Source organism: Salmonella sp. SSDFZ69 (genome assembly GCF_004010755.1).
Lineage (GTDB): Bacteria > Pseudomonadota > Gammaproteobacteria > Enterobacterales > Enterobacteriaceae > Salmonella > Salmonella enterica.
Window position 1 is genome coordinate 4,569,066 of sequence record NZ_CP034831.1, and the last position, 12,414, is coordinate 4,581,479.

Consider the following 12,414-nt stretch of genomic DNA (forward strand, 5'->3'; position numbering starts at 1 on the left):
CGTAAAAACATGAAAACTAAAAACGCCCGGTGGCGCTTCGCTTACCGGGGCTACTTATCGTAGGGCGGATAAGCATAGCGCCATCCGCCAGAATAACTGGGAATTTATACAGAACTACTGGTGATTATATCAGCGAGGTGAGAGATGCCAACCGCGAAATTTCGATATGCGGCAGTAAACGGCTGTCCTGCGTCCGCATCAGGTTGGCATTTTCCGGCTTGATCCAGCAGGCCTGCATCCCACAGCGAATAGCGCCAGCCACATCGGTAGTCAGATCGTCGCCGACATGCAGGATCTCGCCGATCGGCACATGCAGTTTTTCCGCCGCCAGGAAATACATGTCGCTAAACGGCTTGGAACGTCCATCCGGGCCTGCGCGCAGTACAAACTTAAAGTAATCGCCGAGGCCAAACAGTTCCGGCTGGGCGTTGCCGTTAGTGATCGCCACCAGCGGCCATTTTTTCGCAAGCTGCTGTAACGTCTCATGGGTAGCCTGCGGAACCTCAATCTGGCTGCGCCATTTGGCAAAATGCATCATCGCCGCATTCGCGCCGGCAATGGCCTCCTGCGCCGATAATCCCGCATCCCGCATGGCCTGCTCTATCGCACGATGGCGCCAGCGGGTAACGTCATGATAGATTTCCGGCTCCGCTTCACGCACCGCCTGCCGTATCCGCTGTAAATCGACGTTTTGAAACGAACGTAGCGACGGGTGATAATTTTGCATAAAAGCGAGCGCTTCCTGCTCAGTACGCAAAATCACCGGACGGTTATCATAAAGGGTATCATCCAGGTCAAAGGTGAGCGCGGCAATACGCCCCAAAGGCCGGTAAAAACGCATTATTTCCCCCGTTTAGCGCGCGGATGCGCCGCGTCGTACACTGAAGCAAGGTGTTGAAAATCAAGATGAGTATAAATTTGGGTGGTGGAAAGGTTGGCATGACCCAGCAGCTCTTGCACGCCGCGCAGATCGCCGCTCGATTCCAGCATATGGGTCGCGAACGAATGGCGCAGCTTATGTGGATGCACGTGGCTGTTTAGCCCCTGCTTTATGCCCCATTCGGCGAACCGTTTTTGGACATTGCGCGCGGAGATACGCTTGCCGAGCTTCGACAGGAATAACGCCTCTTCATCGCTGGCGAACAGGCCGCGCAGATCCAACCAGTGCTCAATCCACGTCACCGCGTTACGGCCAATCGGCAGGCGTCGCTCTTTGCTGCCTTTACCCATTACCCACACTTCTCCGGTATCGAGATCGAGGTGCTTTATATCCAGGCCAACCAGTTCGGATAAACGCAGTCCCGCGCCGTACATGACCTCCAGCATCGCCCGATCACGTACGGCGAGCGGATCGTTAAGATCGATGTCCAGCAGGCGGTTAACGTCGTCGACATCAATATTTTTCGGCAGATGACGCGGCGCTTTCGGTGCGGAGACGCCCTTCGCCGGGTTAGCTTTCAATTCGCCCTGACTGACTAACCAGTCAAAAAAGCTTCGCAATGCCGAGAGACGTAGCGCCAGACTGGCAGGGCCAAGCCCTTTGCGCCGACTGCGCACCGCAAAACTGCGCACAATCGCAGCGTCACATTGTTGCCAGCTTTTCAGCCCGGTTTCTCCGGCTAAAGCGATAATGGCATCAAGCTGACGCTGGTAGTTCAGCAGGGTAATGGGGCTAAGCTGGCGCTCCACGCCTAAATAGCGCAGGAAACGCGAGACATCCTGAGAAAGCGCGACATCCGTCATACGCGTTTAATCCAGCGTTCCAGCAGTTCCGGCAGCATCAGCGCGATCTCCTGTAAAAGCTGCGTCCCCTGCCCCGGCTGATAGTGGTGCGGGTCACGGCTGCTGAAGAGAATCACCCCGAGGTCGCCATCGCTGCCCATCATCGACATGGCTACCGACCCTACAGCCTTCGCCTCCGGCAAGACCACCAGCAGTTCCGGGCCGTTTAGCGGGCCAAGATAATGCTGCGACTGTCCCAGTCGTTGAATACGCAGCGGCTCGAAGGCCTGACGGTTTAAAGCCAGATGCGTATAGCGCGATGGCGCGCCAAGACGCCACCGATCCGGGAACAAACGCAGCGTCGCGCCGGCAAGCCCCAAATCGCGCGCCCAGCGGTGAAACCGCATCAGCATCTCATCCAGACTATCCGCGGCGACCAGACGGCTTTGCAGATGCAGCAAGCGATAAAACAGGCTTTCATTGGCATGAGCCTGTTCCATCAGCAGCGTCATATTTTCTTCAAGCACATTGATGTGATTACGCGCGCGGGCCATATGCCACTCAACGAGCGAAACCGTTCCCCGCACGGGATGTGGAACACGCATCGCTTCCACGGCATGGGCGTTACGGATAAAAAACTCAGGGTGGTGGCGCAGGTAATCGACGACCGCTCGATCGTCCAGTTCCGTGAGCGTTTCCTGTAGTTCTTCCTCTGGTTGCTTCATAAATGGATAAATCCGTCGTAGATATGTGCCGCCGGACCAGTCATGTATAACGGATGACCCGGACCTTTCCAGGCGATATCCAGCCGACCGCCCGGTAATTCCACGCGTACTTCTTCAGCCAGCAGCCCCTGCTGAATCCCCACGGCAACGGCAGCGCACGCGCCGCTGCCGCACGCGCGGGTCTCCCCTGCGCCGCGTTCATAGACTCGTAGCCGGATATGCTCACGTCTTACAACCTGCATAAAACCAATGTTGGCGCGTTCCGGAAAACGCTCATGGCTTTCCAGAACCGGCCCCAGTGTTTCAACGGCCGCCGTGTCGACGTTATCAACCTGAATGACACAGTGCGGATTGCCCATTGAAACCACGCCGCACAGTATGGTCTGTTCCGCCGCTCGCATAATATACGTCTTTTCCGCTTTGTTGGCGCGAAAAGGCACCTGCGCGGGTTCAAAGTTTGGTTCCCCCATATTCACCCGCACCAGTTCATCTTCCGTGACGCTCAGTACCATCCGGCCATTCGCGGTACTGACCCGAATGTCGCGTTTATTGGTTAGCCCTTTCAGGCGAACAAATCGCGCGAAACAGCGCGCGCCATTGCCGCACTGCGAGACTTCACTGCCGTCGGCGTTGAAGATGCGGTAATGAAAGTCCAACTCAGGATCATAGGGCGGCTCAACCACCAGCAGCTGATCGAACCCTACGCCCAGGTGTCTGTCGGATAGCCGACGAATCAGTTCCGGCGAAAAAAAGACATTCTGCGTTACCGCGTCGACGACCATAAAATCGTTGCCAAGGCCATGCATTTTAGAGAATTGCATCATTCACTCCGTTCACGCGGGGACAGAAAACTATCCTCAGTAATTGACCTGGGACGGGCCATCTCCCGTTGCGCGATCGTTCTTATCGGGCATCGTGGACTGCGTTTGCGAATCGACTTTTTTCGTCGGCGGCGGCGCATTTTTATCGGCTGGCGGGAAATAAAGCGGCCCTTTCAAACCGCAGCCCGTCAGGCTGAACAGAGTCAGAAGTACAGCGAGTGTCTTAAACACGTTTTTCATTATGGATTGCCTGTAAGTTCATGCTTTCTATTTTCTATCATCGCAGGAGAAGGCGTAAAAGCAAGCGTTTAGGGGCTCTTTATAAAATCTGAAAAGCGGCGCGTTGCCATGATTATTGCGCATTTACATCAGGGAACATGCTTTGCTAATCACTTTAGGTTTACGTACCACGTCCGGATGACCTTATGCAATATCGTAATTTGTTTTGCCTTTTTTCGCTTTCACTTCTGCTGCCTCCCGCCTGGGGATGCCGGCTGAGTGAACCTCCGCACAATGTTTATCAACGGCAAGGCAGCGGCGTGGTTTATCTCCAGCCAGAAGAGGAGAACAATCTTTCGTTGCCGGAGGTGAATTTCAAACGCCTGCGTCGGTTACCCAATTCATTGATTAACCCGGCAACTCAGGGCTGGAACTGGATAGCCCAGCCCCCTTCCTGAACCGGGAAATTAACGCCGGAAAAGAGCATGGCTATTTTATGCGTGATAGCCAGCAAGGTCAGGGTATTCAGGTCTTTAGCATCAATGGGCCGCTAAAAGTCACCGAGCGTTTTGCGTATGACAACCGCTATGTTTATACGTGGATTGGCAGCCAGCTTTACCGAACAGCATCCCCCTGCCCGGATAAGACGCATACTCTGAATAGGAACGTCATGTACACCAACAATAAAGACATCATCATCATAACGCAGGCACCGGAATGCCAAAAATGACGCCGCTAAACCGTTTTGCGCACTTGATTAAACATTTGAAAAACGCCCTTCGGGGCGTGGGGATCGGTTCATGCATTTACGTCATTATTGAAAGCATTATGCACGGCACGATAAACGGTGTTGAAGCTGCCGGGGTTCTGACGATAAGCGCGGTACTCGGTCTGCTTAGCGCTCTTTTGGATATCAAAGCAAAGCCGCGCGCCCCCTTAATCCTGTTGCATTTTCTCCTCTGCGGCGGCTGCGTCGCGCTGATGGTGGCAATGCTGTCGGCTCTGAACCATTTCCCGGTTAACGCGTCCGTCATACTTATCACCAGTGCGCTATTTATCGTCATTTATCTACCGCTGGGTTTTATCCTTTACCGCTCACAACGGTAATTCGTATCGGTTCCAGAAGCTGACGCTTCCCCTTATACTGGCGCTATCACTCAATAGCGAGATAAATCAATGAACGACAGTGAATTTCATCGCCTGGCTGACGCCCTGTGGCTCACCATTGAAGAACGCCTCGATAGCTGGGACGGCGACAGCGATATCGACTGCGAAATCAACGGCGGCGTGCTGACCCTCAGCTTTGAGAACGGCAGTAAGATCATTATTAACCGTCAGGAGCCGTTGCACCAGGTATGGCTGGCGACCAAACAGGGCGGCTATCACTTTGACCTGAAAGGTGACGAGTGGATTTGCGATCGCAGCGGCGAAACCTTCTGGGAGCTGCTGGAGCAGGCGGCGACGCAGCAAGCGGGTGAAAAGGTGAGTTTTCGCTAAGTTTTAATTCCGCAGGAGAGCCAGAAGAATAGCGCTTTCCTGCGTATATTTAACGAGATATGCGGTCGTATTACCAACCCCGAAATGTGAAATACAGCCAGGTTGCCAGAAACAGCGCGGGCCATACACTCAACCAACCAACCCAAAAACCGTAGCGTTGCCAAAAGGTTAGGTTAAATAGTGGCTTCTGCTCGTTAAAAAGTTGACGTAACGCTGGTGACCAACGTTTTTCCTTGATTTCATTGCTGCAATGCTTGCATATCGCTAAACCAAACTTATCTCTTTTTCTCGCTTGAGACAAACCACATGTACGGGTCCTTTTTTGGCGAATAATCAACCATACATCCTGATTATTACAATAAGGGCATGTTTCATGTGTGGGTAGGGTTGCCAGAGGCAGCACATCAATATGGTGAGTAATAACAAAAAACATATATCTCTACCCTATTGTTCCAGGTTTCTGGCAACAGCCATTTTAAAAATATCCTGTAACTCATCCGAGTCATAATCGAGATCGTTTAGAGAGATATTCATCACGCGATTACTTCCATGCTTATTCAATAATGACAGAAAATTATTACGCATTTTCTCATTAGTAATTCGCTGACAATAAAGCTCAACATCTTTGATAAAAATGGCCAGCACAGTCGTATTATCGCTAACACGCTCACCAACATAGTCGATTTCATGCCAGTAAACTATTGGTAGCCTGGTTGTGTGTAATGTTACTCCCTCCTGGTTCAACGTTAGCTGTGGCTTTCCTGAAAAGGCGGAGTACCAGTAAGCACTTGCGCCTGCTATCATGAGGATTATGAAAAAAACACACATCATCTTTAGCATAATACTATAATTTAGAAAGAGGCTCATCATAAGAGCTATAGCTAACACTGAATAAAACAGAGCTAATTTTATTTGTCGTTTCTTATTCACGTAAATAAGAATAGGGTTGTTTATTGACATATAATATCCTTTTATAAAAACATCCATAAGAAACCATTAAAGAGCTTTTGTTTCTAATATGGTTTTTCAAAACATATTTACGAAAACAATGAAGAACGCGATAGCGTTTTGAACGGTCTGGATATTACTACATAAATTGTATAAGAAAAAATATTGTCTAAACCTTGTTCCGCTCAATGAGCATTCTTCGAATGTAGGCTGGATAAGGCGTGTTAGCGCCGCCATCCGGCACAGTATCGCTCTAAAGCCATAATCATATTGATAAGAATAATGGCCGCACATGTGAGCATTAACGCGGTAAAGAACAAAAAGGCGATACCGTACAATTCCCATCCCAAGTCATAGAGAAAATGGTAATTGTCGCAGGAGATGATCACATCCTCCAGACCGGGACATACTTTTCCCCATCGCCCCCAGTAAGACGCATCCCAGAGTTGAAAACTGGCCATGCTGGCGCATAGCGAGAGCAGGCACCCAGCAGATATAAAACAGAATAACTTATTTATAAGAATGAAGCCGAGGCTGACCATCGCCATGACTATCCCTAACAAAATGAACGCATCTGCCACCTCAAACCTCCTCCTGTAAACCAAATGCGGAGGTCACGGTAACGAAGTTGGGTGAAGTTAATGTGAAGCGGTGAACGCCGGCCGGGCAGCTTTGCCCGGCGCAGCACTTACGAAAAATACTGCTGCAATAGCGGCGCGTCATGATCCTGGTTTGCTGGCGGCACGGTGTTGATAGGCTGCGTACGGAATGGGATCACCTGCGCGCGGCCATCGGTTTTCACTATCTGGTAGAACTGCGGCAGGTTAAAGTTGATAAAACTGGAGCCATACGTGAAGCGATCGTGCGATGACGAATAGAAGCGACTGACGTCGCGCACCAGTTCTTCCTTGCTACCTTCGCAGTGGTGATACACTTCCGCCCGGTTACTTTCATCCAGAATATAAATATTAAAGCCTTTCTCATCGCCCGTTTCTTCAAAGAAGAACTGGATAATCCCTTCGCTGGCGAAGCCATCCACCACTGACGGCAATTTCACCTGGTTGGTTTCCACCTGTACCGACAGCCCGTGCAGCTTGTTATGCGAAATCGCGCCGTAGAATTCGATAGCGTTCTCCAGCTTCTGCACCGAGACATTCAAGCGTTCGAAGAATAATCCCCACGTCTGCCCGGAAACCCGCAGCGCCTTGAAGCGACCGGTCTCCTGACGGGTGCTGGAAAGACGTAGCTCGATACATTCGGAGACCAGTTGCTGCACACGGGTGCGAATCAGGCCGCGAAGATGCTGACTGTAGCAGAACACTTCGACGCTATCCGGCGGCGCGGCATCCTGGTGCATTTTCCCCAGAATCGTTTTCAGCGCTTCGATCATCGCCTGCTCGCCGTTAAAGTGCAGAGTACGCACTTCGTTCCACGAGTTGCGATATAACAAGTCGATACTGCCTATCAGACAGTTTTGCTCTTCGCCAAAGCTGAAAACGTCCAGCTTACGGAAGTCAAAATGGACCACTTTATTGCGAAACGCCGCCGTCGGGTCATATTCGAGGTTAACGATAATCGCCAGATGGCGAATTTCACAGGGGCTGTAGAGCGCTTTCGGCGTTGGAGCAGGCAAGCGCAGCGGGAAATGGTGCGAAACATCGGCGACCATCTCCTGCAACTTAGGCAGGTCGACAATACCGTTGCCCTTAATAAACAGATGCGTTCGCGACGTCAGCAGGCCGTTGAACCACGCCCACGCGACCAGCTTATTAAGATAACGGTTATATTCCAGCGGCTGATGGCTGATGATGGAATCCATGTTCGGCGCGCGGTTGTAGAGATACCAGCCTGAACGGTTGGCGCGTCCCGGCGGCACATGGATAAAGGTTAAATTCGGCTCGGACAGATCCGGCGATATCTGCGGGTTCACCAGCGTGACTTTACCCGGCAACGCTTCAAAAGCGGCGTACAGCTTACGCGTCAGTACGCCGATATCCTGCGGGCTGGCACTCACGCTGAGGTTGTTGCGCCGCGCAAAGCGAATCAGATTACGATAGCTCTGCATCATGGCGTCGAGCAATTCGTTGTGGGCTTCGCGCACCTGATCGATTTTCCAGTTTGCGCGATTATCGAGCATGGTCAGACGCGCGTCGTCCCATCCCCACTCGCTGACTAACTGGCTTAATACTTCCCGACGCCAGCCTACGCAGGCACGCTCGCGACTTAATTTCTCGCACACTTTCAGGTAAAAGCAGCGGCGGACTAAATCCAGCCGCGTCGGATCTTCAATCGCCGTCAGGTATTCAGTGACCCGTTCCAGCATCATGCAGTAGGGATCGAGTCCAAACGATACGATTTCACCGTCATGCAGACGTTGTTTAATATCTTTCGCCAGCAGACGTGGGTTGGGATATTCCCATGAGTAGGCTTCCAGCAGCAGCGTTTTCAGCACCGCTTTGTACGGCGAGTCAATGCTCTTGTATAGCTGCCACAGGCTGGCGCCAAAGTACTCTTCGGCGGAGAGCGAGCTTAAGCCCCCCAGATCCAGCCATTCGTTTGGCGTTAATACGCCCTGCGCGTAGAGCGTCATGACATAGTCGTCGTAATGCTCTTCTTCGTCGCACGGCACCATACTCCACAGGATACGTTTCCCGGCCAGGCGCACAGCGGTACGATAAAACTCATCAAGCAACAGGATATGCTGCGTAGAACCACAGTCTTCCCCGCCCAGACTGCCGCTTTCGTTATGGCGGAAACGGTTCTCGTCGATCAGGAAGAAGCTCACCTCAACGCCAAGCGAGGCGGCCCAGCTTTCCAGCAGGCTACACTTACGTTGCAGCAACTGACGCTCTTCACCGTCGAGCCAGGACTGATGGCACACCCAGATATCCAGGTCGGACGAGCAGCTCTGCCCGACCGAGGAGGTGCTGCCCATGGTGTAAACACCGGTAATCGGCAGCTCGCCCTTCGGCGGGTCCTGCGGCGTCATACCGCGGTACAGCTCAAGTTCGTTCAGATAGTGGCGTTGGGTTTCATCAGGCGTGTAGAAGCAAATACCGCTGGGAACGTTACCATCAAGGTAACCCGGCATCAGTGGATGGTGATAGTGCAATAATGTCGGCAGAAGACTGTAAACCTGCTGAAAAGCGGGTCCCATGGCAGCAAGCGCGCGATCCACACGCAGTTGATTTATGGCATCCAGTCTCTGTTTCAGAGTCTCAATATAGAGGTACAAGACGTATCGCCTGATGTTGCTACCCGTCATGGTGCAGGTCAGTACTTGACCGTCGCCATTCGGGATAAACCGTATGTCAAAAATAACCGTTACCCTTTCTCGTCTGCATATTTTTATCTAATACCGACGAAAAAATGGTCTAAAACGTGATCAATTTAACACCTTGCTCATTGACCGTAAAGAAAGATGCGCTACATACAAGTGTAGCACCGTTCGCTGCGTGTAAATTCTTAAATACGGGCTGGCGGTTTCTCGTCATTATTCACTGTCATTGACGACACTGCGCCTTATCCTCTCACTCACGGTGACCGGAAAACTAACATACTCTCTATAAGGATGTTAGGATGGTCAATGATTGATAATGACGGTAACAAGCATGTTAGACAATGTTTTAAGAATTGCCACACGCCAAAGTCCCCTTGCGCTTTGGCAGGCACATTATGTCAAAGACGCATTGATGGCAACCCATCCGGGACTGACGGTAGAACTGGTGCCGATGGTCACACGCGGCGACGTGATCCTTGATACTCCCCTGGCGAAAGTGGGCGGTAAGGGACTGTTTGTTAAAGAGCTTGAAATCGCGCTGCTGGAAAAACGCGCTGATATCGCCGTGCACTCTATGAAAGACGTTCCGGTGGCCTTCCCGGACGGTCTCGGTCTGGTGACCATTTGCGAGCGCGAAGATCCGCGCGACGCGTTTGTCTCGAATAAATATCACAGTCTGGACGATCTGCCCGCGGGTAGTATCGTCGGGACGTCCAGTTTGCGTCGCCAGTGTCAACTGGCGGAACGCCGTCCGGACCTCATTATCCGTTCGTTGCGCGGCAACGTCGGCACACGTCTCGGCAAGCTGGACAACGGCGACTATGACGCCATTATCCTGGCCGTGGCCGGTCTGAAACGCTTAGGTCTGGAGTCGCGCATTCGCACAGCCTTGCCGCCCGACGTTTCGCTTCCTGCCGTAGGCCAGGGCGCCGTCGGGATTGAGTGTCGTCTTGACGACGCGCGAACGCAGGCGCTGCTCGCACCGTTGAATCACTCGCAAACCGCGCTGCGCGTAACGGCGGAACGCGCTATGAACACCCGCCTGGAAGGCGGTTGTCAGGTGCCGATTGGCAGCTATGCAGAAATCATCAACGGTGAAATTTGGTTACGCGCGCTGGTTGGCGCACCGGACGGTTCGGTGATGGTGCGCGGCGAACGTCGTGGTTCTCCCGAGCAGGCGGAGCAAATGGGCATCTCGCTTGCAGAGGAACTGCTGGAAAACGGCGCACGCGCGATTCTGACGGAAGTTTATAACGGCGAGACGCCCGCATGAGTATTCTGATCACCCGCCCCTCTCCCGCAGGGGAAGCGTTAGTGAGCCGTCTGCGCGCACTGGGGCAGGTGGCCTGGAGTTTTCCACTGATTGAATTTGTCGCCGGCCGGGAGCTACCCACCCTGGCCGACCGCCTGGCGACACTGACGGAAAACGATCTGGTTTTTGCCCTTTCACAGCACGCCGTCGCCTTTGCTCACGCCCAGCTCCAGCGGGATGGCCGAAACTGGCCTGCGTCGCCGCGCTATTTCGCGATTGGCCGCACCACGGCGCTCGCCCTTCATACCGTTAGCGGGTTCGATATTCGTTATCCATTGGATCGGGAAATCAGCGAAGCCTTGCTACAATTACCTGAATTACAAAATATTGCGGGCAAACGCGCGCTGATTTTGCGTGGCAATGGCGGCCGCGAACTGCTGGGCGAAACCCTGACAGCGCGCGGAGCCGAAGTCAGTTTTTGTGAATGTTATCAACGATGTGCGAAACATTACGATGGCGCGGAAGAAGCGATGCGCTGGCATACTCGCGGCGTAACAACGCTTGTTGTTACCAGCGGCGAGATGTTGCAACGGCTCTGGTCGCTGACTCCCGAGTGGTATCGTGAGCACTGGTTACTACGCTGTCGGCTATTGGTCGTCAGTGAACGTCTGGCGCACCTCGCCCGGGAGCTGGGCTGGCAAGATATTCAGGTCGCTGATAACGCCGACAACGATGCGCTGTTGCGCGCATTACAATAACTCTCATAATGGGATGCCATAATGACGGAACAAGAAAAATCCTCCGCCGTGGTTGATGAGACCAGGGAGAGCGTGGAAACCACGCCACAGCCAGTTAATACCGAGAAAAAAAGTAAGAACGGCGCCGCGCTGGTATTAAGCGCGGTGGCGATTGCGATTGCCCTGGCGGCAGGTATTGGGCTTTATGGCTGGGGGAAACAGCAAGCAACCGCTCAAACGGAAACCAGCGATGCGCTGGCGACGCAACTGACCGCCTTGCAAAAGGCGCAGGAGAGCCAAAAAACGGAGCTGGAAGGGATTATCAAAAAACAAGCGGCGCAGTTAGATGACGCGAATCGCCAACAGGCGGCGCTGGCGAAACAGCTTGATGAAGTACAACAAAAAGTCGCCACCATTTCCGGCAGCGATGCTAAAACCTGGCTGCTGGCGCAGGCTGATTTCCTGGTGAAACTCGCCGGACGCAAGCTGTGGAGCGATCAGGACGTCACTACCGCCGCTGCGCTGCTCAAAAGCGCTGACGCCAGTCTGGCGGACATGAATGACCCCAGCCTGATTACCGCACGACGCGCGATTACTGACGATATCGCCAGCCTGTCATCCGTTGCGCAGATCGACTACGACGGCATTATTCTCAAGCTCAATCAGCTCTCTAACCAAATCGATAACCTGCGTCTGGCGGATAACGATACCGATGGTTCGCCGATGGATTCAGACAGCAGCGAGCTGTCCAGCTCGTTAAGCGAATGGCGCGTTAACCTGCAAAAAAGCTGGCAGAACTTTATGGACAGCTTTATTACCATTCGCCGCCGCGATGATACCGCCGTACCGCTGTTGGCGCCCAACCAGGACGTCTATTTACGCGAAAATATTCGCTCCCGCCTGTTAGTCGCCGCGCAGGCCGTGCCACGCCATCAGGAAGAAACATACCGTCAGGCGCTGGATAACGTTTCGACCTGGGTTCGCGCTTATTACGATACTGACGACGCCGCGACAAAAGCCTTCCTGGAGGAGGTCGATAAATTAAGCCAGCAAAATATTACGATGGATCTGCCGGAAACCCTGGGAAGCCAGGCGATTCTTGAAAAACTGATGCAAACCCGCGTGCGTAATCTGCTGGCGCAACCGACAGTCTCTACGGCAGCGCCTGCCACGCAGACAGACGCTCCGGCAGCCGCGCCGCAAGGAGAATAAT

At 53.0% G+C, this 12,414-nt stretch carries 15 protein-coding genes and 1 pseudogene; 7 read left to right on the forward strand and 9 right to left on the reverse strand.

Features of this window, described 5'->3' with window-relative positions:
* Nucleotides 1–124: 124 nt before the first annotated feature.
* Genes yigB through lptM form a run of 5 tightly spaced genes read right to left on the reverse strand, consistent with a single transcriptional unit; the run spans nt 125 to nt 3,508 of the window.
* Entirely contained in the window at nt 125–841 is a 717-nt protein-coding gene (gene yigB / locus EOS98_RS22585; RefSeq protein WP_126524404.1) for a 5-amino-6-(5-phospho-D-ribitylamino)uracil phosphatase YigB, read from the reverse strand.
* Nucleotides 841–1,743 carry a tyrosine recombinase XerC gene (xerC, locus tag EOS98_RS22590; RefSeq protein ID WP_000132874.1) on the reverse strand — a complete coding sequence of 301 codons (903 nt, stop codon included), beginning with the start codon at nt 1,741–1,743 and terminating at the stop codon, nt 841–843. The genes yigB and xerC overlap by 1 nt, the downstream gene beginning before the upstream one ends.
* A complete protein-coding gene (locus EOS98_RS22595; protein ID WP_000812760.1) occupies nt 1,740–2,447 on the reverse strand; it encodes a DUF484 domain-containing protein in 708 nt (235 codons plus the stop codon). Before EOS98_RS22595 ends, xerC begins: the two co-directional genes overlap by 4 nt.
* A complete protein-coding gene (dapF, locus tag EOS98_RS22600) occupies nt 2,444–3,268 on the reverse strand; it encodes a diaminopimelate epimerase (RefSeq protein ID WP_001160671.1) in 825 nt (274 codons plus the stop codon). Before dapF ends, EOS98_RS22595 begins: the two co-directional genes overlap by 4 nt.
* Before the next feature lie 36 nt (nt 3,269–3,304).
* A complete protein-coding gene (lptM, locus tag EOS98_RS22605; RefSeq protein ID WP_000799903.1) occupies nt 3,305–3,508 on the reverse strand; it encodes an LPS translocon maturation chaperone LptM in 204 nt (67 codons plus the stop codon).
* A gap of 185 nt (nt 3,509–3,693) precedes the next feature.
* Between lptM and EOS98_RS24640 the strand changes: the two genes are divergently transcribed.
* The 4 genes and pseudogenes from EOS98_RS24640 to cyaY all read left to right on the forward strand — a co-directional run bounded on the left by EOS98_RS24640 (nt 3,694) and on the right by cyaY (nt 4,984).
* Nucleotides 3,694–3,945 carry a hypothetical protein gene (locus EOS98_RS24640; protein ID WP_001583668.1) on the forward strand — a complete coding sequence of 84 codons (252 nt, stop codon included), beginning with the start codon at nt 3,694–3,696 and terminating at the stop codon, nt 3,943–3,945.
* Nucleotides 3,915–4,217, forward strand: a pseudogene (locus EOS98_RS22610) (hypothetical protein); the annotation flags it as partial. The gene EOS98_RS24640 and the pseudogene EOS98_RS22610, both read left to right, overlap by 31 nt.
* Nucleotides 4,205–4,594 carry a DUF3021 family protein gene (locus tag EOS98_RS22615; protein WP_020838108.1) on the forward strand — a complete coding sequence of 130 codons (390 nt, stop codon included), beginning with the start codon at nt 4,205–4,207 and terminating at the stop codon, nt 4,592–4,594. The pseudogene EOS98_RS22610 and the gene EOS98_RS22615, both read left to right, overlap by 13 nt.
* A 69-nt stretch (nt 4,595–4,663) precedes the next feature.
* Nucleotides 4,664–4,984: an iron donor protein CyaY gene (gene cyaY, locus EOS98_RS22620; protein ID WP_000999929.1), complete on the forward strand. Its 321-nt coding sequence runs from the start codon at nt 4,664–4,666 to the stop codon at nt 4,982–4,984.
* 70 nt (nt 4,985–5,054) lie between these two features.
* Here the strand turns inward: cyaY and EOS98_RS22625 are convergent, their stop codons facing one another.
* The 4 genes from EOS98_RS22625 to cyaA form a co-directional block, all read right to left on the reverse strand.
* Entirely contained in the window at nt 5,055–5,417 is a 363-nt protein-coding gene (locus EOS98_RS22625; RefSeq protein ID WP_031607578.1) for a hypothetical protein, read from the reverse strand.
* A gap of 11 nt (nt 5,418–5,428) precedes the next feature.
* The gene (locus tag EOS98_RS22630) at nt 5,429–5,971 is read right to left on the reverse strand and encodes an STM3941 family protein (protein WP_126524405.1); all 543 of its coding nucleotides are present in this window, start codon (nt 5,969–5,971) and stop codon (nt 5,429–5,431) included.
* A gap of 185 nt (nt 5,972–6,156) precedes the next feature.
* The gene (locus EOS98_RS22635) at nt 6,157–6,513 is read right to left on the reverse strand and encodes a hypothetical protein (RefSeq protein ID WP_000752580.1); all 357 of its coding nucleotides are present in this window, start codon (nt 6,511–6,513) and stop codon (nt 6,157–6,159) included.
* A 107-nt stretch (nt 6,514–6,620) separates the two neighbouring features.
* Nucleotides 6,621–9,167: a class I adenylate cyclase gene (gene cyaA / locus EOS98_RS22640; protein WP_000281718.1), complete on the reverse strand. Its 2,547-nt coding sequence runs from the start codon at nt 9,165–9,167 to the stop codon at nt 6,621–6,623.
* Nucleotides 9,168–9,543: 376 nt separating this feature from the next.
* On the opposite strand from cyaA, the gene hemC reads away from it, so the two are divergent.
* Genes hemC through hemX form a run of 3 tightly spaced genes read left to right on the forward strand, consistent with a single transcriptional unit; the run spans nt 9,544 to nt 12,413 of the window.
* The gene (gene hemC, locus EOS98_RS22645) at nt 9,544–10,485 is read left to right on the forward strand and encodes a hydroxymethylbilane synthase (RefSeq protein WP_001521319.1); all 942 of its coding nucleotides are present in this window, start codon (nt 9,544–9,546) and stop codon (nt 10,483–10,485) included.
* Nucleotides 10,482–11,222, forward strand: coding sequence for a uroporphyrinogen-III synthase (gene hemD, locus EOS98_RS22650; RefSeq protein ID WP_126524406.1), 741 nt, complete (start codon nt 10,482–10,484; stop codon nt 11,220–11,222). Before hemC ends, hemD begins: the two co-directional genes overlap by 4 nt.
* 21 nt (nt 11,223–11,243) lie before the next feature.
* Nucleotides 11,244–12,413 carry a uroporphyrinogen-III C-methyltransferase gene (gene hemX, locus EOS98_RS22655; protein WP_058116606.1) on the forward strand — a complete coding sequence of 390 codons (1,170 nt, stop codon included), beginning with the start codon at nt 11,244–11,246 and terminating at the stop codon, nt 12,411–12,413.
* Nucleotide 12,414: the final 1 nt, after the last annotated feature.